This is a genomic window from Halomonas citrativorans (assembly GCF_014898005.1).
GTDB lineage: Bacteria > Pseudomonadota > Gammaproteobacteria > Pseudomonadales > Halomonadaceae > Vreelandella > Vreelandella citrativorans.
This window is the reverse complement of the sequence record NZ_JABUYX010000001.1, coordinates 205,244-230,973: the sequence shown is the minus strand read 5'-3', so window position 1 is coordinate 230,973 and position 25,730 is coordinate 205,244. Positions and strand designations below refer to the sequence as shown.

Sequence of the window (25,730 nt, the reverse complement as noted above, 5' to 3'; positions counted from 1 at the left end):
AACCGGTAAGCGCTGATAGCTCAATAGCGCAGTACGCTGATGTGAAGTTTAAATCTACAAAATCACCGATATCCCATAGTATAGAAACAATTGGCATAATACGACCAGCCCAAGCCCACAATAATGGGCTTGAAGTGTAATTTAAACCCCATTAATGCGTTTTTACGCGCTGACGGCGACTTATCATGGCTAAAGCGCGTTAATTAAAACTTGAGTTAGTCTTCTGATGCCTCAAAATCGCTCTGACCATGCCAGGCAACAGCGACACCGTTAGGATAGCGCAAATCAATATAACGAATATGCTCACTATACCTTGATAATTCGCGCTGCCAGGAGGCCGCTAAGCGTGCCAGACGCACTTCATGCTCGCGCCGGCCCAGCATAATCCAGGCACCGTTACTTAGCTGTACACGCCATGCACCGCGCGGTTCTAATCGAAACTGAGTAAGTGCCAACGACAAGTTTGCGAAATAAGGTGTTAGGCGATGATAGTAACTTAGCACCTCTTCACTGCTTCCATTGGGGCCCGCAAGATCAGGAAGACCTGAAGGCACCGCCAGAGGTGCAAAAGCAAAGGGCTCGCCTTTCGGGTTAAGCAAAAAGTCATCATTCCAGCGCGCAACGGGCACTTGTTCCGCCAGTTCAAACACCAGCGCATTAGGCCACTCACGAGAAATACGTACCTCTTTAAGCCAGCCAATCTCCAGGGCCCGGTTACGCAGCACGCCTAAATCAGCCGATAACCAAGTGGTACCTTGAACCAAAGGGGCAAGCTGAGTGCGTAGGTAGTCTGCGCTTACGTAATCCCACTCTCCACGGATGGAAACACGCTCGATGGGCCGATCCAGCCATAGCCATAGTGCGCGCCCTCCTGCCACTAACAGTAACGCCAGAAGCAGGATACCAAACCAGGCATTACGCCTTTTCATAAGGCCTCATCATGATGCGTTCTGCTTTCCGGCAGAGTGGAGTATCTGCACCACCAGGTCATCAAATTCGATGCCCGCATAGGCAGCGGCTTGAGGCACCAAACTGTGATCGGTCATGCCAGGCACGGTATTAACTTCCAATAGCCAGAACTGGCCATTGGCATCCCGCATCACGTCCACACGCCCCCAGCCTTCACACCCAATGGCCGCAAACGCGTGCTGGCACAGCGCTGCCAGCTGCACTTCCTCTTCTGTGGTAAGCCCACAAGGAAGATGGTACTGGGTCGTATTGGAAACGTATTTGGCTTCATAGTCGTAGAATCCGCCAGGCACTTCGACCCGAATAGCGGGCAATACACGCTCATCCAGCAGCGCCACCGTGTACTCCTCACCGACCACAAAGCGCTCGGCCATCACTCGGGCATCAAATTGTGCCGCTTCGCGATAGGCGGCCTCAAGCGCCTCCTGGCTTTTAACTATACTGATCCCAAGCGTGGAGCCTTCATGTACTGGCTTAACCATCATCGGCAACCCAAGCGTGGCGACCACTCCGGCCCAGTCTGCATCAGCCGTCAACATAATGCTTTCCGGCGTGGGCAGCCCAATGGCTTGCCAAACCTGCTTGGTGCGCTGCTTATCCATTCCCAGCGCTGACGCCATAACGCCACTACCAGTATAGGGAATGTCCAAGAGCTCAAGCGCACCCTGCAGCGTACCGTCTTCACCACCACGACCATGCAGAGCGACAAATATCGCCGATGGCGCCATCGCCTCAAGTCCAGCTAACCCCTTGTCGCGTAAATCATAGCCTTCTGCGTTAATCTTTTGGCGTTTTAGCGCCTCAAGTACAGCAGCACCACTTTTAAGGGAAACCTCACGCTCAGCAGAAGAGCCGCCGTAAACCACCACCACACGTGAGCAATCAATATTGATGTCTTTCAGGCTCACAGCTCCACCTCACTCATTTGCAGCTTCGCCTTGGCCAAGCTGAGCGAGATACCACCTACGTCGCCCGCCCCCTGAGTAATTAGAATGTCGTCGGGTCTCAGTACATTGGCTAATAGCGCTGGCAGCTCCTGCTTATGTTCAACAAAAAGCGGATCTACCTCACCGCGCTGACGAATCGAACCTGCAAGCGTGCGCCCTTCAGCGCCAGGGATAACCACCTCGCCCGCGCTGTATACGTCTAAAAGTACCAGCGTATCTACCTGGGACAGTACTCGAACGAAATCTTCATAGAGATCCCGAGTCCGGCTGTAGCGGTGGGGCTGATAAAGCATCACTAAACGACGCTCAGGCCAGCCAGCGCGGACTGCTCTGATGACCATATCCACTTCGCGCGGATGATGGCCATAATCATCCACTAACATAATCTTGCCGGGCGCTTTAGGCGCAGGGAAATGGCCATGCACTTGAAAGCGCCGCCCTACCCCAGCAAACCCCGCCAGACCACGCAGAATCGCCTCGTCACTCACGCCTGCATCCGTAGCAACAACAATCGCTGCCATCGCATTAAGCGCATTGTGCTGACCAGGCATGGCAAGCCGCACGTTTAAGGGCGCAGCCTGACCAGGCCGCAAAGCCGTAAAGGAAACTTCACCACTTTGCTGCACAAAATCGGTAATCCGATAATCGGCATCTTCTGCAAAACCGTAGGTAACGAACTGGCGCTTAATCTGAGTTCGCAGTGCCCGTACATGCGGGTCATCGATACACAATATAGCCAACCCGTAGAACGGCAGGTTGTGTAGAAATTCGATAAAGGTATCTTTTAACCGTTCGAAATCGCCACCATAGGTGCTCATATGGTCAGCATCAATATTGGTAACTATCGACACCATTGGCTGCAAATGCAGGAATGAAGCGTCAGACTCATCAGCCTCTGCAACCAGATAATCCCCTTCACCCAGGCGCGCATTGGTACCGGCACTGGTCAACTTCCCACCAATGACAAAGGTCGGGTCCAGGCCGCCTTCGGCTAACAGTGTCGCCGTTAAGCTGGTCGTGGTTGTTTTTCCATGGGTACCGGCAACCGCAATGCCGTGACGAAATCGCATTAACTCTGCCAGCATCTCGGCACGACGCACCACGGGGACACGGTGCTCATGTGCCCAGCGAATTTCAGGGTTGGTCGTATCAACGGCGCTTGAAACAACCACAACGTCGGCCCCTTCGACATTCTCCTCGGCATGGCCAATCTCAACCCGAACACCACACACGCGAAGCCGCTCAATAACCGAAGAGGCTTTCATATCGCTGCCACTGACACTGTAACCTTGATTGGCCAATACTTCGGCAATACCACACATGCCCGCGCCACCGATACCGACGAAATGAATATGCTGAATACGGCGCATACCCGGGCCGCTTGAGCTTATGCGTTGCAGCGACGATGGGGTTACTGAGTCGGTCACACGTTTTCTCCTTTGTGTAGTATCGCCAGGCATCCTTCGGCTAATCGCTCTGTGGCATCCAGGTGCGCAGCTTGGCGTGCACGGGAAGCCATCAGCGCCAGCGTAGCGGGCTCTAACAAGTCATTTAAATAGTGCGTTAAACGCTCAGGCGTCAGCGCGGATTGCACAACGCATAGCGCAGCACCCGCATTAACCAGTACATTGGCATTGACTCGCTGGTGATCATCGACCGCAAAAGGAAACGGAACAAGAAGCGAGGGCTTTGCCGCAGCCGCCAGCTCTGCAACCGTTAGCGCCCCCGCTCGACAAACCACCAAATCAGCCCAATCATACGCTGCGGCCATATCATCAATAAACGGGGAAACGTCGGCCTGTATGCCATGTTCGGCGTACCCTTGTGCCGTTTGAGCGTCCCGCGACTTCCCGGCCTGGTGGCGTATTTCCGGGCGCTTGCCGGGTGGTAGCGCAGCAATCGCTTGGGGCAAGCGTTCATTTAATGCCACAGCTCCTAATGATCCCCCCACCACTAACAAGCGCAGCGGACGCCCCTGTAATGCCTCGATCGTACGCGGCACTTGGCCAAGTGTCGCTATATCTTCACGCACGGGGTTGCCAATGACGTCTGCCCGCGTACCGAACGCTTCAGAAAAGGCAGCATAGCTGCGCGTCGCCAAGCGAGAAAGCACGCGGTTGGTTAAGCCGGCAACTGCATTTTGCTCATGAACGACCAGCGGAATACCCGATAGCCACGCAGCAAGCCCACCCGGACCACTGGCAAAACCACCGAGGCCAACCACCAGCTGCGGCTTAAAGCTTTTTATGACGTCACGTGCTTGCCAAATAGCTCGGCTAAGGTTCACAGGCGCTTTAAACCAGCCGGCCACACCATTACCGCGCAACCCGCTAACGGCAATGGTATGCAGCTTAATACCGGCCTCGGGCACCAGCCGGTTTTCAATACCTCTGGGGCTACCCAACCACTCAACGTCAATGTTTTGCGCCATAAGCGCACGCGCAAGGGAAAGCGCGGGGATCACATGCCCGCCCGTTCCTCCTGCCATGATTAAAACACGCCGATGTGCGTTCACCGTCACAAACGACTCCTTGAAAATTATTTCGATAACCGCGGTTCATGGCGCGGTTTATAGGGGGTTGGCGCACGGCTCGGCCGCTGTCGTGTTTCTGCGTCAACCCGCAAAAGCAGACCAATCATCATGCCAATAACCAATAAGCTCGAACCACCATAACTTATCAAAGGCAAGGTCAGCCCCTTGGTGGGCAGTAGCCCCGAGCTTACCGCCATATTGATAAATGCCTGAGAGGCAATAACAAAACAGATACCGTAACTTACGTAAGCACCAAAAAGATGGCCCGCAAGTTCAGCCTTCCGGCCAATCCACATGGCGCGACTAATCAATAGGGTAAACAGCAGGATAATCGCAATAGCGCCAATCATGCCTAGCTCTTCGGCAATAACGGCAAAGATAAAATCGGTATGCGCCTCGGGTAAATAGTGCAGTTTCTGAACACTATTTCCTAACCCGGTGCCCGTAACATGTCCACGACCAAAGGCAATCAGCGCTTGGGTCAACTGATAGCCGGTTGCGAACTGGTCTGCCCACGGATCCAAAAAACTGGTCCAACGCGCCAGACGATAAGGCTCCAATGCCACCATCATGACCGCACCAGATCCCAAAACAGCACCGCTGCCAATAAGTAAAACGAGCGATGCACCACTCATCATTAACATGCCAATGACACACGTGGTGTAGACCACCATGCCACCAAAGTCGGGCGCTAAAAACAGCAGTCCTGCTGGTAGCGCCAACACCGCAATGGGGCGCCACATGGTAAAAACACGGCGGCGTAAATCATAGGTAAAACGCGACATAAACATCGCCATGTAAAAGATAAGGCCTATTTTACCAAGCTCAGATACTTGAAGACTAGGCAGCGGGCCCGGCAACGCTATCCAGCGCTTACTGCCGTTAATTTCCTGACCAAACAGCAACACGCCTACCAACAATGCTATGCTTATTAAAAAAATCAGTGCCGCATTCTGGCGCCATACTTCAAGGGGTACGCTAAGCATAAACAGGCAGCCTAACGTTGAAATGAGTAAGAAAATCCCATGCTGACGGAAATAGTAGAAGCTATTCTCCAGAAGTCCTATTGAGGCCGAGCTGACCATCACCCAGCCAATGCCTGCAAGCGCCACAGCGGCTGCAATGAGCCAGATATCACATGGGGAGTTTCGCGTCGTTAATACAGTATGCAAGCGCTGTAATCGGCTCATAAGGATACTCCCGCCGCACTGCTTTCCACCCAGCGACGAAAAGCATCACCTCGAACCTGGTAGTTGGGAAACTGGTCCAGGCTTGCACAGGCAGGCGACAGCAACACACAGTCGCCAGGCTCTGCCTGGCTAAATGCGGCCTCCATTGCCTGCGTTAAGTCGTTTACCTGCTGGACCGGCACATGCGCCGCTACCGCGTCTGAAATTCGATCACTATCAGCACCAAATAGCAGTGCCAGCCGCGCGCAGCGCGCCAACGGCACCGCTAACGGCGAAAAGTCAGCGCCTTTACCTACACCACCCGCCAACCAAATCAAGCGGCCTGTTAACGTGGCGCCCACCCCTTCAATAGCGGCTAATGTTGCCCCAACATTGGTGCCTTTCGAGTCGTTTATCCACGTCACCCCATTAATACAGGCCACTGTTTCGCTCCGGTGAGGCAACCCCATAAAGGCTTTCAAGGCTTCTACCATGGCAAATGCATCAAGCGCCAACGCCTGCCCCATTGCCAGTGCTGCTAATGCATTCGTATAGTTGTGCTGGCCAGCTATCTTCAATTCACTCGCCGAAACCCATGACGTCTGCCCCTGCATGAGCATAAGCTCGGCCCCTTGCCATACCAACCCCCAGTTGCTGTCTGTTGGCGGGTTCGTTGAAAAGCTGACAATGCCTGGTCCTTCTTGAAAAGGCCAGGTCAGGGGGTCGTCCTGATTGACAACCGCATACTGCGCGCCGTTAAAAATACGTTGTTTTGCCAAACGATAGACCGACATATCACCATGCCTATCCAAATGATCTTCGCTAAGATTCAAGAAAGCCGCGACTTTCGCACCCAAGGCAGGCGTGGTTTCAAGCTGAAAACTGGAAAGCTCAAGAACGTACAACTCTGCATCCGGTTGCTCGGCCAATAAATCCAGCGCGGGCGTCCCCAGGTTGCCACCAACCGCCACTCGCACACCAGCCGCCTTGGCCATCTCACCCAGTAACGTGGTAACCGTGGATTTCGCGTTTGAACCCGTGATAGCCGCAATGGGGACTTGGGTCGCGCGAACAAATAGCGCCATTTCACCAATTAAAACAGGCTCGCCAGTATGCGGGTTAGCGCGCCCAGCCAGGCTTTCAAGACCCGGCGAATCGGGGCCAACGCCTGGGCTAAGCACTACTTCATAAGCGTCCGTAAAATCGAGCGTCGTCAGAGGGCCGCATATGACGTCAACGTTTGGATGGGCTGCATAAAAAGCGTCAAGCCCCGGCGGCTCGCTGCGTGTATCGACGACCATAAACGGCGTATGCGTGCGTGCCAGGTGGCGGCATATTGCTCGGCCTGAAAGGCCTAAGCCAACGACCACCGTGACACCCTTGGGTACTCGCACCATCTCTGGCTCCTTTGCGTTTTACGCTTAAGGCTATAACGCTCAGCGTCACCGCACCGATTAACGAACCTTGAGCGTCGCGAGGCCCAACAGCACCAGCACAACGGTAATGATCCAGAAGCGCACAATAACGCGCGGCTCCGGCCAGCCTTTTAACTCGAAGTGGTGATGCAGCGGCGCCATGCGGAAAATACGCCGCCCCGTCAATTTGTAAGACCCGACTTGCAGGATCACCGACAACGTCTCCACCACGAAGATACCACCCATAATAAACAGGACGATCTCCTGGCGAACGATGACCGCCACTACCCCCAACGCAGCCCCTAAAGCAAGCGCACCCACATCACCCATAAACACCTGGGCGGGGTAAGTGTTAAACCATAAAAAGCCGAGACCCGCACCCGCAATCGTGGCGCAGAAAATAGCCAGTTCACCGGTGCCGTTTATAAACGGGATATGCAAGTAGTTGGCGAACACTGCATTACCGCTAGCGTAGGCAAATACGGACAATCCCATCGCCACCAGCACGGTCGGCATAATGGCCAAGCCATCCAGGCCGTCGGTTAAATTCACGGCGTTAGAACTACCCACAATCACCAGGTAGGTTAATACGATATAGAACACGCCAAGCGGCAGTGCGACGTCTTTAAATAACGGAACCAACAAGCTGGTTTCAACGGGCGTGGTTGCGGTGAAAAACAGCACTAACGCAGCGCCAAGGCCTACCACCGACTGCCAAAAGTATTTCCAGCGTGCAGGCAGACCACGCGGGTTCTTTTCTACCACTTTCCGGTAATCATCGACCCAGCCTATCGCGCCAAAGCCCAGCGTAACGGCCAATACCACCCATACGTAACGGTTGGTTAAATCACCCCATATGATGGTGCTGATGCCGATGGCCAGCAGGATCATCACCCCTCCCATAGTGGGGGTGCCCGCTTTTGAAAGATGTGACTGCGGGCCATCATCACGCACAGCCTGGCCTATCTGGCCTTCCACGAGTCGTCGAATGACCCACGGCCCTAGCCAAAGGCAAAGCATTAGTGACGTTAACGCGGCAAGAATGACACGCAGGGTGAGATAGTTAAAAACCTGGAAGCCCGTATAGTACTGAGCTAAAAAATTTGCCAAGTAAAGTAACATGAACGACGTTTACCTTATTTCATCCGAGCGCAGCGCAGTAATGATCTTTTCCATACCAGCGCTACGCGACCCTTTAACCAACAACGTGGCATTGGGCGGCAAAGTATTAATGACATGACGCACTAGCGTCTCGTGGTCGTCAAAATGCTGCCCGCGACCAAAGGCGTCACAAGCTGGACGCGCGTTATCACCCAACGTCAACAGCCCGTCGATGCCAAGCTCAGCCGCGTAACGGCCTACTTCAGCGTGCAGTTTTTCCGTTTCGTCTCCCAGCTCACCCATGGCGCCCAGTGCGCACCAACGCGGCGCGGGGAAACGCATTAACGTCTCCATAGCGGCTTTGACCGCCCCAGGGTTGGCATTATACGTATCGTCTAACAGCGTGGCACCGTTAAGCCCCGAAACGATACTTAGCCTTCCTTTCAACGCGCGCAGGGTCTGCAGACCTTCAATCACATCCGTGGGCATTACGCCTATCGCTAATGCGGCCGCAGCCGCGGCCAGCGCATTGCTAACGTTGTGCTTACCTGGCATGGCAAGCTGCACATCACCCAACGGTTTGCCATGTTGAACAAGCGTGAAAGCATACCGCCCCTGAGAGTCACAGGAAAGCGCCGAGGCATGAACATCCGCGGTACTATCAAACCCAAAACTGATCACACGGCGCGGCGACGCACAGGCAGCCCAAAAGGGGTAGTAACGATCTTCACGATTGAGCACCGCGATGCCCTGTTCGCTTAGGCCATTCAGCAGTTCGCTTTTGGCTTGGGCAATATGACCCATGCCTCCAAATTCGCCAACATGTGCGCCCGTTACGTTGGTAATCACCGCCACATCCGGTACGGTTAATCGACTGGACCAGGCGATTTCGCCCAAGTGATTTGCGCCTAACTCAATCACGCCTGCTTGATGCTCGGGCGCTAAGCGTAAAAGCGTGAGGGGTACACCAATATCGTTATTAAGATTGGCTTCCGTGGCCAACACGTTACCCAGCGGCGATAACAGCGCAGCCGTCATCTCCTTAACCGTCGTTTTGCCACTATTCCCCGTGATACCGACTAGCGGGATAGCGCACTGACGACGCCACGCCCCAGCTAAAAGCCCAAGCCCAAGGCGCGTATCAGGGCATGCCAGCTGAGTCAGTGTACTTTCAACCGTAGCCTCAACCAGTGCTGCCGCCGCGCCTTTTTCGCGGGCCTGTTCGATAAAATCATGACCATCGAACCGCGGCCCTTTGAGCGCGATGAATAAGCAACCAGGCACAATCTGCCGAGTGTCCGTCACAATGGACGTAAATGCGCGCGATGCATCGCTGGCTGGCACTGTAACTCCCAGCACTCTGGCGGCATCGGCCAGTGTCCAGTTCATTGTGCACTACCCCGCAATGCAAACGCCTTCATGACTTCATCTTCATCGTTATAAGCGTGGCGGACGCCGTTGATCTCCTGATAGGCCTCGTGGCCTTTCCCAGCAACCAGAATCACATCGTTTTGAGCTGCCTGTTGAATCACCTGGCTAATCGCGTGGCGACGGTCCGCTATTTCGAGCAGTGTTGCCGTTGAGGCGAGACCGGCGATAATGTGCTGACGAATCTGCTCTGCCGACTCCCCCCGTGGATTATCGTCGGTCACTACTACCACATCAGCCAGCGCCTCAGCCGCTTTTGCCATTTCTGCGCGCTTGCCTGTGTCGCGCTCACCGCCACAGCCAAACACACACCACAGCTTGCCCGCCTTACTTAAATGGGCGCGCAGCGCTGTGAGCGCATTGTGTAATGCATCGGGAGTGTGGGCATAGTCAATCACCACGCCCGGCATGCCTTTTGCGTGATAAAGCGCCATACGGCCAGGCACCGGGGCAAGTGCAGCGGCAGCCTCAAAAAGTGAGTTAATCGAATGGCCCCATCCATAAAGCGTCGCCATGGCCAACAACACATTATCCAGATTGAAGCGCCCGACCAGACCCAGCACTAACATGCGTTCGCCTTCGGGCGTGGCAATAAGCGCTTGCTGGCCTGTTTCGCTTGTCTGAACGTCCATCACCCGTAGCGTTACGGCCTCACCCTGACCGACCGCCAATACGCGAACGCTTTGATCACAACCAGCCAGCATCAATCGCGCCAGAGGATCATCGGCATTAACCACTGCAAGCTCAAGCTCGCTACGTCTGAATAGCTTCGCCTTGGCCGCTGCATAAGCCGCCATGCTGCCATGATAATCAAGATGATCTCGCGTGAGGTTGGTAAACACGCCCACCTTTATGTTGGCAGCATTTAACCGATGTTGATCAAGGGCATGGGAGGAAACCTCAAGCGCTACTCGCTTAATGCCCTGAAGCGCCAGCTCTCCAAACGCCGCCTGCAAGGCTAACGGCCCCGGCGTGGTGAGCCCAGTATCCACTAGCTGGCCTGGGCGGCCTACACCCAGCGTTCCTACAACGCCCGCCGGAATACCTAGCGCTTCGCTAAGTTCTGCAATGTAATGAGTAACAGAGCTTTTACCATTGGTACCGGTGACGCCAATAACCTCAAGGTCATCCGGAACATTAAAAAGTTGCTTACCCAACTCTCCCAAGCGGACAGCCAGGTGTGGTAAGTAGAGCACACGCCCATCCCAGGTAGCATGGCGCTCCTTGGTATGCGCCAGCACCAGCGAAGCGCCCTGCTCAAGCACTACGGTAATAAAATCGCGCCCGTCACGCTGACTACCTGGAACAGCTACAAATATATCGCCGACTTCCAGCGCGCGTGAATCGGTGGTCAGACATAAAGACGCGGGCAGTTCGGGTAGCGGCTGCTCAAACGAAGCACCCGGCCATACTTTGCTCAGCGCGCTCCATACATCGGTGGGAGCCAACGTCATGCCATCTCCTTAGCCATTCTTACTCGTCAACTTCATGGTCTGGCGGTACGTCCAACAAGCGCAATGCGTTGCCTGTCACGCTTGAAAAGACCGGAGCGGCCACTGCACCGCCATAAAACTCACCCGCTTTAGGGTGATCAATCATCACCACGGTTACAATACGCGGGTCGGAAATAGGCGCAATGCCTGCAAATACGCTGCGATAAGCATCCGTGGTATAACCGCCCTGCCCGGACTTACGCACAGTACCTGTTTTGCCTCCCACACGATAACCTTCAACGCGTGCGCGCCGACCACCGGTATAGGCGGCAACGGATGTCTCCAGAATATTCAGCAAATCATTGGCAACGGCGGGCTCAATGGCAGGCAGCCCTTGGGGCGGTTCAGAAAGGCGTAATAATGAAGGCGGTAAGCGCATGCCACCATTAGCCAGTGCGGTAAAAGCACTGGCTAATTGAACAGCCGAGACAGACAGGCCATAGCCGTAAGAGAGCGCTGCCCGCTCACTGCGCGACCAGCGCACCGGGGCCGGAAGACTACCGGTTGTCTCCCCTGGGAAGCCCGTCCCAGGCGATTGACCCAGCCCTAATTGGTTATACTTTTCCCAGATAGCCGTATCGCTTAACTGCAGCGCTAAACGAGACATACCCACGTTGGATGAGTGCTCCAAAATACCTGCAAGCGTTAACTCTCCATAATCGCGAAAGTCACGGATGGTAAATTGATCGAGACGCATCCAGCCAGGCGATGTATTCACAACGGCATCGCGATCAACAATGCCGCTTTCAAGAATGGCAGCCATGGCCAGTGGTTTCATAACAGAGCCTGGCTCAAACACATCAACCAGCGCCTGGTTGCGCAATCCACGTGGATCAAGCCCGGTACGATTATTAGGGTTATAAGAAGGCAGGTTAGCCATCGCCAACACCTCGCCGGTGCGGGCATCCATCATAACAAGCACACCACCATCGGCTTCATGCTTAGCCACCGCCGCTCGAAGCTCCCGGTACGCCATATATTGAATACGCTGATCAATTGAAAGCACCAAGTCACCGCCTGGCTGCGCTTCACGTATGACGCCTAGCTCGCGCACCAAACGCCCACGGCGATCTTTAATCACGCGGCGCTGGCCAGGATGGCCGGCCAGGAAAGGTTGATAAGAGAGTTCCAACCCCTCCTGCCCCCTATCATCTACATTGGTCACGCCAAGTATCTGTGCGGCGACCTCGCCAGCAGGGTAGTAACGTTTGTACTCGCGCTGGGGATACACGCCGGGCGTGCGTAAATCCAGAATCCGCTGGGCCGCTTGTGGCGTCATCTGGCGGCGAAGATACATAAACTCACGGCTGCTATAAAGCTCGACCCGTGCTTCAAAGTCATCCGGCGACATGCCTAGCGCCTGCGCCAGCATTACTCGCTGAATACCATCTTCGGGTAGCTCTTGAGGATTGGCCCACAGCGTAACAACCGGTGTTGAGATCGCAAGTGGTTCACCGTTTCGATCCGTGATCATGCCGCGGTGCGCAGGGATGGCTTCATGGCGAAGTGTTCGCGCATCTCCCTGGCTCTGTAGAAAGGGTCGGTCAATCACCTGTAGCAGTGTGATGCGCCCAATAAGGATGCATGCCACTACGCAAAATACGATCAATATAAAGTAAAAACGACCGTTACCTAACGGGGGGGCAACAGGTAGATGACGGGGCATCCCTCCCCGACGTTCGCCTCTCATGGTCGTATCACCTCAACATCGTGCACATCAGGAATACGCATATCCAAGCGCTCCGTCGAAATTTGCTCAATACGAGCGGGTGTCGACCAAGCGCCCTCTTCCAAAAGCAACTGCCCCCATTCGGTCTGCAGCTGATTTTTCTCCTGCTCAAGCTGTTGCAGCTGAGCATACTGAACGCGCGTTAAATGAGTAACAACAACGGTGGCTAACCCACTAACAATGCAGGCAAAAAAAAGCAGGCAAATGACCAGCGGCCACGTGTGAAAACGTAGTTTAAAGGGCCATTCGGTGCGTAGCGTTGAGCCCCAACGCTCAATCCGATCCATGCTCATGGTTATACTCGTTTTCGGGCAGCCCGCATAACGGCGCTGCGCGCACGTGGATTGCCGACTACCTCTTCATCACTAGGACGTACGCCTTTGCCCAACGCTTCAAGACGGCGGTTTAACTGATCATCACGGATAGGCATACCACGCGGTAGATGCGAATCGCCACGCACATAATGACGTATAAAGCGTTTTACACGGCGGTCTTCCAGCGAGTGGAAACTGATAACCACAAGATGACCACCGGGCGCCAGCGCTTCAAGGGCTGCGTCTAAGGCAGCATCAAGTTGATCTAGTTCACCATTTAGATAAATTCGTAACCCTTGAAATGCTTTGGTCGCAGGATGCCGCCCCTTTTCCCAAGCAGGATGGGCTTTTTTCAACACCTCGGCCAGGTCGACCGTATGCGTAAACGGCGTTTCAACACGCCGCTCGACCACTGCACGGGCCAAGCGCTTTGCATAGCGCTCTTCACCGTAGGCTTTAAACACGTGAGCGATATCCGCCTCTTTAGCACGAGCTAAAAATGTGGCTGCACTTTCGCCTTGCGTCGGGTCCATACGCATATCCAGCGGACCATTGCGCATAAAGCTAAACCCACGCTCGGGGTCATCCAACTGCGGCGAAGAAACACCTATATCTAACAACACGCCAGACAGCTTGCCAAACACACCCTGCTCACGCGCATAGTCGGCCAAGTGAGCAAATTCACGCTGGGTAATTTGAAAACGCGAATCATCGATTTCAGCGGCGGCGGCAATGGCCTGAGGATCGCGGTCCATGGCCATCAGGCGCCCTTGGTCGCCAAGGCGAGACAGGATTAACCGTGAATGACCGCCACGCCCAAAGGTGCCGTCTAAATAAATACCGTCAGGAGTATGTACAAGGGTATCAACCGCCCCTTCCAGTAATACGCTGGTATGGCGAAACGGTGAAACGACCTGGTCAGCGTCAGGAGAAGGCATGTTACTCTCACACAAATCTCATAGAAAAATAAAAGGGGCTCGCTACTGCGGGCCCCTTATGGAAATGGGGAGTCGGCCGATAAGCCGGGTTCTGTCGTGGACAGTCATTCCTCTAGGCGCTGCGTCACCACAGCGCTCAAGCAACCTACCCGGACCCAGCGCGGGCCACGCCTTTGGGTCCCTATTTGGTCTTGCTCCGAGTGGGGTTTACCATGCCACGCACTGTTGCCAGGCGCGCGGTGCGCTCTTACCGCACCCTTTCACCCTTACCGGCCCTTTGAGGTTTATTTCAAGAGGCTTAGGCGGTCTACTCTCTGCTGCACTTTCCGTCGGCTTACGCCGCCCAGGCGTTACCTAGCACTCTGCCCTATGGAGCCCGGACTTTCCTCCCCCAGCCCATCAAAAAGATGGGTTAGCGGCGACTGTCTGGCCAACTCCGGCGGCAAGCATACCAGCGCCCTCGCTTCGCCTCAATGCTCGGTTTTAATTGCCTGCAATCTTGCATACCACTCTTGTTTGCGACCGCCCAGCATTCGAGCCACTATCGCTGCTCCTTGCTTGACACCTACGCCCTCATCCAGCAGTACTTTCATCAACGCATCTGCACCAATATTTTGATGTTCGCTTTGAGTGACGGGCGGGGCACCTGCCACCATTACCACAAACTCGCCTCTTGCCTGGTTAGGATCTTCTGTTAGCTGCGCCAGCAGGGCTTCCGGAGTGCCCTGAAGAAAGGTCTCAAACGTTTTAGTCAACTCCCTGGCCAATACCACGCTACGTTCGGGCATTTGGTCACGCAGCGCCTCCAGGGTATGCACAATACGGTGTGGGGATTCGTAAAACACCAGCGTTTCTTCCCGAGCTTGCCACTGCTCCAGCGCCTGGCGGCGCGGGCCTGGCTTGGCGGGTAAAAAACCGCAAAACGTGAAGCGATCAGTCGGCAGACCCGCCCCAGAAAGCGCCGTCACAAAGGCACAAGGCCCGGGCAGCGCCACCACATGACGGCCACGCACGCGCAGCTCTCTCACCAGCACAAACCCAGGGTCACAAATAAGCGGCGTTCCAGCATCGCTAATCAATGCAATACTTTCGCCTGCCTCCAGATAAGCATCCAGGGTATCCACTCGGCGCGCCTCATTATGTTCATGAAGCGACAGCATGGGTGTATTAATCCCCAAATGCGCCAATAAGCGGGCGCTATGACGCGTATCCTCTGCCGCGATGCGCGATACTTCCGCTAACACCCGAGCTGCACGCGGCGATAAATCGTCCAAATTCCCAATTGGGGTGGCAACCACGTACAATGTGCCCGGATTGTGGTGTGTCATCGTGACTCCCGATTTGTTAATGGCTTGCTCTGACGGTGCGCTATGCTTGTGCTATGCCAACTTACCCACTGACATGCGGCGACAGCGCAAATGAAAACTAAGGAAGGATACATGAAACAGTCTCTGCGTGGCGTACTCGCCACAGGCCTCTTGGCACTTCTTATGACTGGCTGTGCGATGCAATCGCCCAGCGTGGTCGACCGCGCGGACGATCAGGAAGCGGGCCGTCTGCTCAATCAGGCAGAACAGCAGGCCCCGGATCAAGCGGCTAAAACTCGTCTCGAAGCAGCCACCATTTTTGCCCAACAAGGGCAGCGGCAACGTGCTTTTGAGACAGCCGATGCGCTTGATGAAGTCAGGCTTTCAGACACGGATCGCGTTCGCTGGGCACTGCTTTTTTCTGAATTAGCGCGCGGCATGGATGATCCACGCGCTGTGCTGCGTGCCACGCAAGTGCTCAACGACGACCTACCCATTCAGGATGATCAACGCGAAACGCTGACAGAGCGCCAGCGCTGGGCGCGTACCGCGCTTGATGAACCCGATATGGAACAACTGACACTACCAAGCCTTGAGGGTCAGGACATAAGCCGCATCATTGTGGCCCTGCCCGAATCAGGCCCGCTTAGCGGCGTCGCCAATACGCTATCGACCGCCATGCGTCGCCATCACGAGATTCGCGGTGACAATGTACAGCTCAGCTTCATCGACGCGTCACAATATTCGATGGATGAGATTTATAGCCGTGCAGGACAGATGAACGCGCAGCTGATTATCGGCCCCCTCGCCAAAGACGAGGTTAGCCAGCTCGAACAACGCAATAGCGTACCGCTTCCCACCCTTGCGCTGAACTATGGAAGCGGCGAACAGAACCGTGCTGCGGGTCTTTTCCAGTACGGCCTTTCCGCTGAAGATGAGGCCCGCCAGGCAGCACGCCGCGCATACCAGGACGGACATCGCCAGATGTCGGTAATGGTGCCAGATAATGACTGGGGACGCCGAGTCGGCGAAGCATTCTGGAATGAGTTTCACGGCCAGGGTGGCGAAGTGACGACGGCGGTACGCTACAACCCGGACAGCGCGGTCACCAATGCCGTTCAGACAGCCTTAAACGTGAGTGGCGAACGTGCTCAACTGGGCAGTATTGATGCCTTGTTCCTACTGGCCTTGCCTGATTACGCTCGCCAAGTCCCGCCCACCATGGATTACTACTACGCGCCCAACCTGCCTATTTACGCCACTTCCCACCTGCATGAAGGGCACTTACAAGCGCGTCGTGACCAGGATCTTGACGACGTCATGTTTATGGATATTCCATGGCAAATTCCTGACGCCGCTGTCGGTGGTGAAGAAGTACTCCCGTTCTACCCTACTTACCAGCGTTTGAGCGAAGAGTCTGACGCTTCCATGTTCCGCCTAATGGCCATGGGCGTAGATGCCTATGAAATTGCGACCGAGCTTTCAGATATTTCAGCGCTAAATGGCCTACGCGGCAGCACAGGAACGCTCTACCTGACGGGTGACGGCCGCATATATCGCGAACTACCCTGGGCGAAGTTTCAAAACGGTGTCCCGGCGCCCATTTTAATCCCTGGGCAATAATGGCAAATAACGCCCAAACTGCCCGTAAACGCGGCGCAGCCATTGAGCAGTTAGCTGCTCAATGGCTGCAGCAAAGGGGTCTTACCCTCGTTACCCAAAATCATCACGTAAAGGGTGGCGAGCTTGACCTAGTGATGCGCGACGGTGACACACTGGTGTTTGTTGAAGTAAAGCATCGGGTAACTACGCGATACGGACACCCTCTGGAAACCATCACGCCGACAAAAAGAAAGCGCCTAATTCGGGCCGCTCAGCTATATCTTGGCAATTTCGGCCTTGCATCGCCTTGCCGCTTTGATATTCTTGCCATTACGGGCGCTCCGCCCACTCTCGAGTTCCACTGGGAGAAAGCGGCTTTTGATGCCTACTAATTCCATTTTAACCAGGAAGCCCTAATGGACTTTCAATCGCGCATTCTTAACCACTTTAACGCCAGCATAGACACCAAAACCTATGCGAGCGAAGTACTCCCCCCTTTTATCGAAGTCGCCAGTCAAATGATGGTTCAGTGCCTGGTTAATGAGGGAAAAATTCTGGCATGCGGTAATGGAGGCAGTGCGGGCGACAGCCAACACTTCTCTTCTGAACTGCTCAATCGGTTTGAGCGGGAACGGCCAAGCTTGCCTGCCCTTGCGTTAACCACCGATACATCAACGTTGACATCCATTGCCAACGACTACAGCTATAACGAAGTATTTTCCAAACAGATACGCGCCCTTGGGCAGCCAGGCGACGTATTGCTGGCAATCTCTACCAGCGGTAATTCGGCTAATGTCGTGCAGGCGATCCAGGCAGCTCACGACCGTGAAATGACGGTTGTAGCATTAACCGGGCGAGACGGTGGCAACATGGCTTCCTTGCTGGGTCAGGATGATTGCGAGATTCGCGTCCCTGCCACATCAACAGCAAGAATCCAGGAGATTCACCTACTGGTCATTCACTGTTTATGTGACCTTATTGATGAACAGTTATTCGGCAGCGCTGACTAACGGGGCAGTACCCTACCACTCATCATTTTCATTAAGATAAGGAGTCATCCAACATGGCCCTGCGCTTTTTCTCTCGTCCGTTACTAGTTGCGACACTAGTAGCTGCTGCTCTGATCAGCGGCTGCGCCACGCACAGTGCTTCCAACCCCTCTAACTATGGGCAGCTCAGCAAGGACGTTAAAGCGGTCGATGCGACCATTGAGCGCGAATCCAAGCGTGCGCTGGACCAGGCCGATGCTCGACTGGCCGATGCCCGCATTCGTACGCACAGCTATAACGGTACATTATTATTGGTAGGCCAGGTCCCCAGCGAAGAACTACGCACGAAAGCGGGTAATGTTGTGCAAAACCTGCGTGGCGTTAATCAGGTGCATAACGAACTCACCATTGCGGGCAATCTGCCCGCCACCCAGCGCCTAACCGACACATGGATAACGACCAACGTTGTAAGCACACTCGCCACCAACGACCGCATCGACTCCTCCAAGATCAAAGTGACCACTGAAAATGCCAATGTTTACTTGATGGGCTCGGTCTCCCACGAAGAGTCTGATCGAATCGTTGCTGCGACCTCCTCAGTTGGCGGTATTCAGCGCATTGTCAAAGTATTCGAATACATTGATTAACCGGCTCTTGGGCCTATAAAAAAACCTCGCATAGTCACTATGCGAGGTTTTTTATGGCCTGACCTTTTATAGCCTGACCAGATAGCACTGGCGCTATTTTACGACGCGCAGTGTTGGCTTCTTCTTGGACGTCGAAGACGTTGAGGACGCTTCAGAAGCATCTTCAAGGTTGCCGCCAGAAACAGGCTCCGTCACCGTCAATTCAGGCTTGGAAGGTGAGTCAGGCGCCTCATCAAACTGCTCCTCTTCATCCCCTTCTTCAGCAAGCTCAGGCTCGTGACCAAACACCATGCCCACACCATTTTCACGGGCATAAATAGCAATCAGCGCAGGAATGGGCACCATCACCTGCATGGGCTGGCCGCCAAAACGTGCGTTAAAGCCAATTGCCTGATTCTCCATAAACAAATCACGCACGGCTGTTGGCGCCACGTTCAACACAATCTGACCATTCTGTACAAACTGGCGCGGCACTTCGACCCCGGCCTGCGTCGCATCAACGACCAGGTAAGGGGTTAGTTCATTATCCAGCAACCACTCATAGAGCGCTCGGGCGAGATAGGGGCGACTCGATTTCATAAGACTCCCTCCTCCTGACAAGTAAGGCCCCAGCCCTTACCGGACGATGGGGCCATGTAAATTCAAGTACGCATCTCTTTTTCGCGCTCACTCAAAGATGCTTTGAACGCTTCCCGCTCAAACACTCGCGACATATAGCTTAAAAGTGGCTTAACCTGCTTTTCAGGCAGCTCAATATTAAGATCTGGCAAACGCCACAAGATCGGCGCGAGACAGCAGTCCACCAGAGTGAACTCTTCGCTCATAAAGAAAGGCATATCTTCAAAGATCGGTGAAATACCAATCAGGCTTTCACGCAGCTCTTTACGCGCCTTGTCCGCCTCTTTCTTCCCACCGCTACGGATCTGGTCGACCTTGGGGCACCACTCTCGCTCAATGCGGTGCATCCAAAGACGGCTCTGCGCACGGGCCACAGGGTAAACTGGGAGTAACGGTGGATGCGGGAAACGCTCATCCAAATACTCCATCATGACTTTTGACTCATAGAGCACTAAATCACGATCCAACAACGTGGGCACACTGTTGTACGGGTTGAGGTCTGCTAAATCTTCGGGCGGCTGCTCTTCGTTAACATCAACAACATCAACGGCCACCCCCTTCTCAGCCAGAACAATGCGCACACGATGACTAAAATGATCATCACTACCTGAGTAAAAAATCATCGACGACCGCTTGGCCACAACACCCATGAAAGCATCCTCGCATTAAAACAATTATGGATAATAACACGCCAGAGGCACCTTATGGTAAGGCAGCCTGTTTTGGGTTACCGCTTAACATCAACGCAACCGCCATGTGATTTACACGATGGCTCAACTCTGTTTTTAGCATTCGACGCTAACGGATATCTTTCCAATATTCACGCTTCAGCAAGTAAGCAAACACGCCAAAAATAAATATGAAAAACAAAACTTTAGGGCCAATACTCTGCGCCTTCAGCCTAGAAGGCTCGCCAACATAGGCTAAAAAATTGGTAATATCGTATACGGCTTCTTCAAATGCTTCGGGCGATAGCTCTCCAGGCGCTGTCACGCTTAATTGCTGACACCGCCCGCCACCTAGCGCTAAAGGCCGAGCCTGACGACAGTCGAGCTCTTGCACACCTTGAAGAGGCTCAAGCACATTCGGCATTGCCACCGACTCATAGACCGTATTATTGACGCCTGTAGGGCGCGCGGGATCTCTGTAGAACCCCAACAGAAAGCTGTACACCCAATCGCCCCCACGCAAACGTGTCGTTAGGGATAAATCTGGCGGTACAGCGCCCCACCATTGCGCGGCATCGTCGTCGCTTAGCGCATTATGCATAGCGTCGTTAAATGCAAGGCCTGATGAGAACATAACACTATCTTTCATCAACGCCTCAGGAATACCCAGGTCGTCCGCAGTGCGCGAAAATCGCTGATAACTCAGCGTATGACACCCAAGACAGTAGTTAACATAAAGCTTGAGACCATTTTGCAGAGAGGCACTATCCTGCAAGTCGGGCGACATTGACGTCACGTTACGTGTTTCTTCTTGCGCCGTAGCCGTCATCGGCAACAGCCATAAAAACAGAGCCATTACGTATTTTTTCATTAGCCAGTCACCCTTTTCGGCACGGGCCTGGTTTTTTCCAACCGGGTGTAGAACGGCATCAATAAAAAATACGCAAAGTACAACACGGTAAATAGTTGCGCCAATCGTGTCCGAACAGGGGTAGACGGCAATACACCCAACACGCCTAACGCGACAAAGCTTGCAACAAACACGACCAGCATCAGCTTCGACATCCAGCCTTTATAGCGCATGGATCGCACCGGGCTACGGTCCAGCCACGGCAAAACAAACAGCACTGCAATAGCGCCACCCATAAAAACAACGCCCAAAAAGCGAGCATCCAGGCCCAGCAGCGAGAAATTCACTCCCCGTAAAATGGCATAGAAAGGCGTGAAGTACCAAACAGGCGCAATATGGTCGGGCGTATTAAGCGGATCAGCCGGCGCAAAGTTCGGCTGCTCAATAAAAAAACCGCCGCCTTCCGGGAAGTAAAACACAACGCCACAAAAAACGAAGAGAAAGATGGCCACGCCAACCAGATCTTTAACGGTATAGTAGGGATGAAAGGGAATACCATCTACCGGCTTGCCCGCAGCGTCTTTCAATCCGTTAATTTCAATACCATCAGGGTTATTCGACCCCACCTCATGCAGCGCTACAATATGCAGCACCACCAGCCCAAGAATCACCAGCGGCAGTGCAATGACATGCAGCGCGAAAAAACGATTCAAGGTAGCCCCTGACACCACATAATCGCCGCGCACCCACTCGGCAAGCCCGGGGCCGATACCTGGAATAGCTGAAAAAAATGAGGTAATTACCTGCGCTCCCCAATAGGACATTTGCCCCCACGGCAGCAAATATCCCATAAACGCCTCGGCCATCAGAATCAAATACAGCGCCATACCGAACACCCACACAAGCTCACGCGGCGCTTTATAAGAACCGTACAAAAGCCCCCTAAACATGTGTAGATAAACAACAATAAACAGAGCGGACGCACCCGTTGTATGGAGATAACGAATCCACCAGCCCCACTCAACGTCGCGCATTATATATTCGATGGACGCAAACGCCTCTTCAGGAGAAGGACGATAGCTCATGGTTAACCAGATGCCGGTCAAGAGCTGATTGACCAACACCAGTAGCGCAAGCGATCCAAAGATGTACCAGATATTAAGATTTTTAGGTACGTAGTAGTTGGCCAGGTGGTCGCGCCATAGCCTGCTTACTGGAAACCGAGCATCCAGCCAGCCCAGCAAACCACCTGACTTCTCGCGCGCCGCCATCAAACAGCCTCCTCATCTTCGCCCACCACGATAATAGTATCGTTAAGATAATGATAAGGGGGCACTTCTAGATTCGTCGGTGCAGGCATACCGGTATATACGCGTCCCGCCAAATCAAAACGCGAACCGTGGCACGGGCAAAAAAAACCACCTGACCAGTCATCATCACTATCGGCCTGTGCGTCTGGCTCAGGCCGATACAGCGGCGAACAGCCAAAATGCGTGCAGAGGCCAATCAACACCCCCACTTCTGGCTTAATCGAGCGAAGCGCTCCTTGTACATAGGCAGGTTGCTGAGGGTGATTTGAATCAGGGTCCGCCAAGCGCTCTGTCGCCACGGTTTCAGTGCGCGCTATCATTTCAGGCGTTCGGCGAATGATCCATACGGGCCTGCCCCGCCACTCAACGGTCATACGCTGACCAGGCTGCAGCTTGGCTATATCCGCTTGAACCGGCGCACCCGCCGCTCGCGCCCTCGCACTGGGTTGCCACGATGCCACAAAGGGAACGGACACGCCGACCATGCCTACTGCTCCTATAACGGAGGTAGCGCCAACAAGAAAACGTCGTCGACCTTTATTGATGCCGTGCTCTGCCATGCAAGGCTTCTCCCATTAACGTGATACGTGGCCACCCGATGCATAAAAGAACGAATCTGCGAAATACTATACGATAAATAGAGGGATATCCTTGATAGCCGTCATACTGCTCCAGGACCACCAAAATAACTTGATGCTAATATAATTTGATACTAATGCATTATACTTTTTGATTTTACAATAAAAAACGCCCAGGCCGATGGCCTGGGCGTTTTGCCGCATAAGCGTTGAAAAATTAACGCTTGGAGAACTGCGGACGACGACGTGCTTTACGCAGGCCGACTTTCTTACGCTCAACTTGACGCGCATCACGCGTTACGTAGCCAGCGGCACGCAGCGTGGGACGCAGATCTTCGTTGTAGCTCATCAGGGCACGAGTAATGCCGTGACGGATAGCGCCAGCCTGAGAAGAACCACCGCCACCAGCGACAGTGACAAAAATGTCGAACTGGCTCAGGGTTTCAGTCAATTCCAGCGGCTGACGAACCACCATACGACCAGTAACGCGACCGAAATACAGGTCGAGATCCTGGTTGTTAACGGTGATTTTGCCAGAGCCCGGCTTCATAAACACGCGAGCGGTGGAAGTCTTGCGGCGCCCGGTACCGTAATACTGCTGTGTCATGGCGAAGATTTCCTCAGATGTTCAGTTCAAGCGGCTGCTGGGCAGCATGCGGATGCTCGGCACCGGCGTACACTTTTAACTTGGTATACATGGCACGACCCAACGGACCTTTCGGCAACATGCCCTTAACGGCAAACTCAATGATACGCTCGGGCGCATGATCAAGCATTTTGTCGAATGTCATGGTGCGCAGGCCGCCCGGGTAACCGGTGTGGCGATAATAGGTCTTAGCCTTCGCCTTGTTGCCAGTCACTTGGACTTTCTCAGCGTTGATGACAACGATGTAGTCGCCAGTATCAACGTGAGGAGTAAATTCGGGCTTATGCTTGCCACGCAGGCGGCGAGCAATCTCGGTTGCCAGACGACCGAGCGTTTTGTCCGTAGCGTCGACAACATACCAGTCGCGCTGGACGGACTGCGGCTTAGCACTGAACGTCTTCATGGATGAAATCACCAGATTAAGTGTGTTGGGTGGCTAACACCGTCAAGCGGTGAAGCACCTTCCCTATTTTTTTTGGTTGCCAAGCTTAGCCTGACAACATGTAGCGAGGCGGCATTCTACAGTATGGCGCGGGACAAGTTAAGCCCTAATCGTGGCTTTTCTTAACGACCGGACCATAAACCTCATCACGGCTTATGGGGCAGCGCTAAATATTCACGCGACTGCATTTCCTGAAGGCGCGACAGCGTACGCTGAAACTCAAAGGTTAGCTTACCGTCACTATAAAGCTCTTCTACCGGCACCTCTGCTGACATTAATAGCTTTACCCCGCGATCATAAAACTCATCGACCATATTGATAAAGCGGCGCGCCTGATCGTCATGCTTGGCTTCCATCCGCTTCACATTCGACACAAGCACCGTATTGAAGCTACGCGCTATTTCAATATAGTCATTCTGGCTACGCGGCCCATCGCAGAGCTCCAGGAATTCAAACCACGCCACATTTTCATGCAGCCTGCGCGCTTTCAGCACCCGATGATTGATTTCCAACGGCGCATCCGCCTCACCCTCGTGACCAGCAATCTCGCGAAAGCTACGCGTAAGCTCCTGCTCGGCCGCCTCATCCAGCGGCGAGTGAAATATCTCCGCGCGTTCCAAGGCGCGCAGCCGGTAGTCGACTCCGGAATCAACATTGACTATCTCACAGTGACGCTTGACCAGGTCGATGGCAGGGAGAAAGCGCGCCCGCTGCAGGCCATCCTTGTACAGGTCATCCGGCACGATGTTGGAAGTAGCGACTAGCACAACGCCCCGCTCGAACAGCGCCTCAAGCAGGTTGGCCAGAATCATGGCATCCGTAATATCCTTGACGAAGAACTCATCAAAGCAGATAACCCGAGCCTCTGAGGCAAATTTACCAGCAATCAGCGTGAGAGGATTCTTCTCACCCTTATAGTGGGTTAACTCGTTATGCACCCGCTGCATGAAACGATGAAAATGGGTGCGCATCTTTTCAGGAAAGGGCAGCGACTCAAAAAAATTATCAACCAGATAGGTTTTACCACGCCCTACACCGCCCCAAAAATAGAGGCCTTGCACTTGGGGCAACGTCGGTTCGTTTGACGATGAGGCTTTACCGAACAGGCCCTTCATTTTGGCCTTCAAGCCGCCATGTGCCAGCACGGCCTTGGAAACCGCGGTGGGCGTCGCCATTAGGTCGTCATAAAGGCGCTGCAAATGCTCAACCGCTAACTCCTGCGCCGCATCATGCTGAAAGTCCTCGCGCCGTAGATCTGCACGATAGCGCTCCATGGGCGTTGGCCGAGATGACGGACCTGCCTTTTGGTTTGCAGAAGTAGCTGACATTTACTCGCTCCAATGCGTATTACGACGACCCTCTAAATCCGACCAGCCGCCTTCAAAAAGCTGGGATTATACGCTGCACATCGTCTAAGCGCATGGTTGGATTGACCTAACCTGCCAATCGACGCCTATAATGAGGCTTGATTCGTTCGCAAACCGTCCACTCAAGCGTGACGGGGCGCTCCAAGTATCAGGGAGAAAACTGTGGAAGCAAGCTCGCCTTATACCTTTGCCATCATTGGCATTATTATTGGCTTCATCCTCGGCTTGGGATGCTATCGGCTGTTTAGTAAAGGAGAGCGTCATAACGCGTCTTTACGCCAAACAGTGCTGGAACGAGAACATCAAATCGCCGAGCTTAAAAAAGGCATGGGAGGCCATTTAGAGGGTGTCTTTGAGCATTTGAAGTGCATTCGCGCCGAGGCCGACCAGCTTGAGCAGAAAATCACCGAGGATGCACAGCAGTGGCATTTGGGCAGCAACACGCCTGCGGCCATCAAAGAACGACAGCAACCAGCGCAGCATCAAGCCGCCACCCCCACAGGGCCTGATTCGGAGGGTAGCCTGGCCACCCCCCGTGACTATGCGGATGGTAAAAATGGCACGCTGGCAGAAAACTTTGGCTTAAAAGGCGATAACGCCGATACGCCCCAACCGCCCCGCTATTAAGCCAGCACCTCACGCCATCGCCCATTACCGGTGATTTTCAACC

The 25,730-nt window shown here is 54.0% G+C and carries 26 protein-coding genes and 1 other RNA gene; 5 read left to right on the top strand and 22 right to left on the bottom strand.

Annotation, left to right across the window (positions count from 1 at the left end):
* Positions 1 to 215: 215 nt before the first annotated feature.
* From INT20_RS01015 to rsmI, 14 genes are all read right to left on the bottom strand, one after another.
* Positions 216 to 929 (bottom strand): cell division protein FtsQ/DivIB, encoded by a 714-nt coding sequence (locus INT20_RS01015; protein ID WP_193056285.1) that lies wholly within the window; start codon positions 927 to 929, stop codon positions 216 to 218.
* Positions 930 to 938: 9 nt separating this feature from the next.
* The gene (locus INT20_RS01010) at positions 939 to 1,877 is read right to left on the bottom strand and encodes a D-alanine--D-alanine ligase (protein ID WP_319643837.1); all 939 of its coding nucleotides are present in this window, start codon (positions 1,875 to 1,877) and stop codon (positions 939 to 941) included.
* Positions 1,874 to 3,286, bottom strand: coding sequence for a UDP-N-acetylmuramate--L-alanine ligase (murC, locus tag INT20_RS01005; RefSeq protein WP_226912009.1), 1,413 nt, complete (start codon positions 3,284 to 3,286; stop codon positions 1,874 to 1,876). The genes INT20_RS01010 and murC overlap by 4 nt, the downstream gene beginning before the upstream one ends.
* A 53-nt stretch (positions 3,287 to 3,339) precedes the next feature.
* Complete coding sequence (murG, locus tag INT20_RS01000; protein ID WP_193056283.1) at positions 3,340 to 4,437, bottom strand: undecaprenyldiphospho-muramoylpentapeptide beta-N-acetylglucosaminyltransferase; 1,098 nt, start codon at positions 4,435 to 4,437, stop codon at positions 3,340 to 3,342.
* 17 nt (positions 4,438 to 4,454) lie between these two features.
* Positions 4,455 to 5,639: a putative lipid II flippase FtsW gene (gene ftsW, locus INT20_RS00995; RefSeq protein ID WP_193056282.1), complete on the bottom strand. Its 1,185-nt coding sequence runs from the start codon at positions 5,637 to 5,639 to the stop codon at positions 4,455 to 4,457.
* A complete protein-coding gene (murD, locus tag INT20_RS00990; RefSeq protein ID WP_193056281.1) occupies positions 5,636 to 7,015 on the bottom strand; it encodes a UDP-N-acetylmuramoyl-L-alanine--D-glutamate ligase in 1,380 nt (459 codons plus the stop codon). The genes ftsW and murD overlap by 4 nt, the downstream gene beginning before the upstream one ends.
* 57 nt (positions 7,016 to 7,072) lie before the next feature.
* Positions 7,073 to 8,155: a phospho-N-acetylmuramoyl-pentapeptide-transferase gene (mraY, locus tag INT20_RS00985; RefSeq protein ID WP_087109356.1), complete on the bottom strand. Its 1,083-nt coding sequence runs from the start codon at positions 8,153 to 8,155 to the stop codon at positions 7,073 to 7,075.
* Between the two features lie 9 nt (positions 8,156 to 8,164).
* Positions 8,165 to 9,523, bottom strand: a complete 1,359-nt coding sequence (locus INT20_RS00980; RefSeq protein ID WP_193056280.1) for a UDP-N-acetylmuramoyl-tripeptide--D-alanyl-D-alanine ligase — start codon at positions 9,521 to 9,523, stop codon at positions 8,165 to 8,167.
* Positions 9,520 to 11,016 (bottom strand): UDP-N-acetylmuramoyl-L-alanyl-D-glutamate--2,6-diaminopimelate ligase, encoded by a 1,497-nt coding sequence (locus tag INT20_RS00975; RefSeq protein WP_087109360.1) that lies wholly within the window; start codon positions 11,014 to 11,016, stop codon positions 9,520 to 9,522. The genes INT20_RS00980 and INT20_RS00975 overlap by 4 nt, the downstream gene beginning before the upstream one ends.
* A 19-nt stretch (positions 11,017 to 11,035) precedes the next feature.
* On the bottom strand, positions 11,036 to 12,745 hold the full coding sequence (locus tag INT20_RS00970) for a peptidoglycan D,D-transpeptidase FtsI family protein (RefSeq protein ID WP_193056279.1): 1,710 nt from the start codon (positions 12,743 to 12,745) through the stop codon (positions 11,036 to 11,038).
* Positions 12,742 to 13,077, bottom strand: a complete 336-nt coding sequence (ftsL, locus tag INT20_RS00965) for a cell division protein FtsL (protein ID WP_193056278.1) — start codon at positions 13,075 to 13,077, stop codon at positions 12,742 to 12,744. The genes INT20_RS00970 and ftsL overlap by 4 nt, the downstream gene beginning before the upstream one ends.
* A gap of 2 nt (positions 13,078 to 13,079) precedes the next feature.
* Positions 13,080 to 14,036: a 16S rRNA (cytosine(1402)-N(4))-methyltransferase RsmH gene (rsmH, locus tag INT20_RS00960; RefSeq protein WP_087109366.1), complete on the bottom strand. Its 957-nt coding sequence runs from the start codon at positions 14,034 to 14,036 to the stop codon at positions 13,080 to 13,082.
* A 64-nt stretch (positions 14,037 to 14,100) separates the two neighbouring features.
* An RNA gene (gene rnpB, locus INT20_RS00955) (RNase P RNA component class A) lies at positions 14,101 to 14,474 on the bottom strand.
* Between the two features lie 32 nt (positions 14,475 to 14,506).
* A complete protein-coding gene (gene rsmI, locus INT20_RS00950) occupies positions 14,507 to 15,364 on the bottom strand; it encodes a 16S rRNA (cytidine(1402)-2'-O)-methyltransferase (RefSeq protein ID WP_172116337.1) in 858 nt (285 codons plus the stop codon).
* 111 nt (positions 15,365 to 15,475) lie between these two features.
* On the opposite strand from rsmI, the gene INT20_RS00945 reads away from it, so the two are divergent.
* Genes INT20_RS00945 through INT20_RS00930 form a run of 4 tightly spaced genes read left to right on the top strand, consistent with a single transcriptional unit; the run spans position 15,476 to position 18,581 of the window.
* Positions 15,476 to 16,966: a penicillin-binding protein activator gene (locus tag INT20_RS00945; RefSeq protein ID WP_193056277.1), complete on the top strand. Its 1,491-nt coding sequence runs from the start codon at positions 15,476 to 15,478 to the stop codon at positions 16,964 to 16,966.
* A complete protein-coding gene (locus tag INT20_RS00940) occupies positions 16,966 to 17,337 on the top strand; it encodes a YraN family protein (protein ID WP_193056276.1) in 372 nt (123 codons plus the stop codon). Before INT20_RS00945 ends, INT20_RS00940 begins: the two co-directional genes overlap by 1 nt.
* Positions 17,338 to 17,361: 24 nt before the next feature.
* Positions 17,362 to 17,955: a phosphoheptose isomerase gene (locus INT20_RS00935; RefSeq protein ID WP_172116335.1), complete on the top strand. Its 594-nt coding sequence runs from the start codon at positions 17,362 to 17,364 to the stop codon at positions 17,953 to 17,955.
* A gap of 53 nt (positions 17,956 to 18,008) precedes the next feature.
* On the top strand, positions 18,009 to 18,581 hold the full coding sequence (locus INT20_RS00930; RefSeq protein WP_172116334.1) for a BON domain-containing protein: 573 nt from the start codon (positions 18,009 to 18,011) through the stop codon (positions 18,579 to 18,581).
* Positions 18,582 to 18,674: 93 nt separating this feature from the next.
* Here the strand turns inward: INT20_RS00930 and INT20_RS00925 are convergent, their stop codons facing one another.
* From INT20_RS00925 to zapE, 8 genes are all read right to left on the bottom strand, one after another.
* Entirely contained in the window at positions 18,675 to 19,160 is a 486-nt protein-coding gene (locus INT20_RS00925) for a ClpXP protease specificity-enhancing factor (protein ID WP_193053794.1), read from the bottom strand.
* Between the two features lie 62 nt (positions 19,161 to 19,222).
* Positions 19,223 to 19,849 carry a stringent starvation protein SspA gene (gene sspA / locus INT20_RS00920; RefSeq protein WP_172116332.1) on the bottom strand — a complete coding sequence of 209 codons (627 nt, stop codon included), beginning with the start codon at positions 19,847 to 19,849 and terminating at the stop codon, positions 19,223 to 19,225.
* 148 nt (positions 19,850 to 19,997) lie between these two features.
* The gene (locus INT20_RS00915; protein ID WP_193056275.1) at positions 19,998 to 20,738 is read right to left on the bottom strand and encodes a cytochrome c1; all 741 of its coding nucleotides are present in this window, start codon (positions 20,736 to 20,738) and stop codon (positions 19,998 to 20,000) included.
* Positions 20,738 to 21,988 carry a cytochrome b gene (locus INT20_RS00910; RefSeq protein ID WP_193056274.1) on the bottom strand — a complete coding sequence of 417 codons (1,251 nt, stop codon included), beginning with the start codon at positions 21,986 to 21,988 and terminating at the stop codon, positions 20,738 to 20,740. Before INT20_RS00910 ends, INT20_RS00915 begins: the two co-directional genes overlap by 1 nt.
* Positions 21,988 to 22,587: a ubiquinol-cytochrome c reductase iron-sulfur subunit gene (gene petA, locus INT20_RS00905; RefSeq protein ID WP_193056273.1), complete on the bottom strand. Its 600-nt coding sequence runs from the start codon at positions 22,585 to 22,587 to the stop codon at positions 21,988 to 21,990. The genes INT20_RS00910 and petA overlap by 1 nt, the downstream gene beginning before the upstream one ends.
* Before the next feature lie 235 nt (positions 22,588 to 22,822).
* Positions 22,823 to 23,212: a 30S ribosomal protein S9 gene (rpsI, locus tag INT20_RS00900; RefSeq protein ID WP_172116328.1), complete on the bottom strand. Its 390-nt coding sequence runs from the start codon at positions 23,210 to 23,212 to the stop codon at positions 22,823 to 22,825.
* A 13-nt stretch (positions 23,213 to 23,225) separates the two neighbouring features.
* Positions 23,226 to 23,654, bottom strand: a complete 429-nt coding sequence (gene rplM / locus INT20_RS00895) for a 50S ribosomal protein L13 (RefSeq protein WP_172116327.1) — start codon at positions 23,652 to 23,654, stop codon at positions 23,226 to 23,228.
* A gap of 185 nt (positions 23,655 to 23,839) precedes the next feature.
* On the bottom strand, positions 23,840 to 25,021 hold the full coding sequence (zapE, locus tag INT20_RS00890; RefSeq protein ID WP_193056272.1) for a cell division protein ZapE: 1,182 nt from the start codon (positions 25,019 to 25,021) through the stop codon (positions 23,840 to 23,842).
* 201 nt (positions 25,022 to 25,222) lie between these two features.
* Here zapE and INT20_RS00885 point away from each other — a divergent pair, with 201 nt between their 5' ends.
* Positions 25,223 to 25,687 carry a ZapG family protein gene (locus INT20_RS00885; protein WP_172116325.1) on the top strand — a complete coding sequence of 155 codons (465 nt, stop codon included), beginning with the start codon at positions 25,223 to 25,225 and terminating at the stop codon, positions 25,685 to 25,687.
* Positions 25,688 to 25,730 lie beyond the last annotated feature (43 nt).

Coding starts and splice junctions, on each gene's coding strand:
- INT20_RS00925 (WP_193053794.1), bottom strand. CDS start 19,160: ATGAAATCGAGTCGCCCCTATCTCGCCCGAGCGCTCTATGAGTGGTTG.
- petA (WP_193056273.1), bottom strand. CDS start 22,587: ATGGCAGAGCACGGCATCAATAAAGGTCGACGACGTTTTCTTGTTGGC.
- INT20_RS00980 (WP_193056280.1), bottom strand. CDS start 9,523: ATGAACTGGACACTGGCCGATGCCGCCAGAGTGCTGGGAGTTACAGTG.
- ftsW (WP_193056282.1), bottom strand. CDS start 5,639: ATGAGCCGATTACAGCGCTTGCATACTGTATTAACGACGCGAAACTCC.
- INT20_RS00945 (WP_193056277.1), top strand. CDS start 15,476: ATGAAACAGTCTCTGCGTGGCGTACTCGCCACAGGCCTCTTGGCACTT.
- mraY (WP_087109356.1), bottom strand. CDS start 8,155: ATGTTACTTTACTTGGCAAATTTTTTAGCTCAGTACTATACGGGCTTC.
- INT20_RS00935 (WP_172116335.1), top strand. CDS start 17,362: ATGGACTTTCAATCGCGCATTCTTAACCACTTTAACGCCAGCATAGAC.
- murD (WP_193056281.1), bottom strand. CDS start 7,015: ATGGTGCGAGTACCCAAGGGTGTCACGGTGGTCGTTGGCTTAGGCCTT.
- INT20_RS01015 (WP_193056285.1), bottom strand. CDS start 929: ATGAAAAGGCGTAATGCCTGGTTTGGTATCCTGCTTCTGGCGTTACTG.
- ftsL (WP_193056278.1), bottom strand. CDS start 13,077: ATGAGCATGGATCGGATTGAGCGTTGGGGCTCAACGCTACGCACCGAA.
- INT20_RS00970 (WP_193056279.1), bottom strand. CDS start 12,745: ATGAGAGGCGAACGTCGGGGAGGGATGCCCCGTCATCTACCTGTTGCC.
- rsmI (WP_172116337.1), bottom strand. CDS start 15,364: ATGACACACCACAATCCGGGCACATTGTACGTGGTTGCCACCCCAATT.
- INT20_RS00910 (WP_193056274.1), bottom strand. CDS start 21,988: ATGGCGGCGCGCGAGAAGTCAGGTGGTTTGCTGGGCTGGCTGGATGCT.
- rpsI (WP_172116328.1), bottom strand. CDS start 23,212: ATGACACAGCAGTATTACGGTACCGGGCGCCGCAAGACTTCCACCGCT.
- INT20_RS00940 (WP_193056276.1), top strand. CDS start 16,966: ATGGCAAATAACGCCCAAACTGCCCGTAAACGCGGCGCAGCCATTGAG.
- rplM (WP_172116327.1), bottom strand. CDS start 23,654: ATGAAGACGTTCAGTGCTAAGCCGCAGTCCGTCCAGCGCGACTGGTAT.
- rsmH (WP_087109366.1), bottom strand. CDS start 14,036: ATGCCTTCTCCTGACGCTGACCAGGTCGTTTCACCGTTTCGCCATACC.
- sspA (WP_172116332.1), bottom strand. CDS start 19,849: ATGGGTGTTGTGGCCAAGCGGTCGTCGATGATTTTTTACTCAGGTAGT.
- zapE (WP_193056272.1), bottom strand. CDS start 25,021: ATGTCAGCTACTTCTGCAAACCAAAAGGCAGGTCCGTCATCTCGGCCA.
- INT20_RS00915 (WP_193056275.1), bottom strand. CDS start 20,738: ATGAAAAAATACGTAATGGCTCTGTTTTTATGGCTGTTGCCGATGACG.
- murC (WP_226912009.1), bottom strand. CDS start 3,286: ATGCGCCGTATTCAGCATATTCATTTCGTCGGTATCGGTGGCGCGGGC.
- INT20_RS00930 (WP_172116334.1), top strand. CDS start 18,009: ATGGCCCTGCGCTTTTTCTCTCGTCCGTTACTAGTTGCGACACTAGTA.
- INT20_RS00975 (WP_087109360.1), bottom strand. CDS start 11,016: ATGACGTTGGCTCCCACCGATGTATGGAGCGCGCTGAGCAAAGTATGG.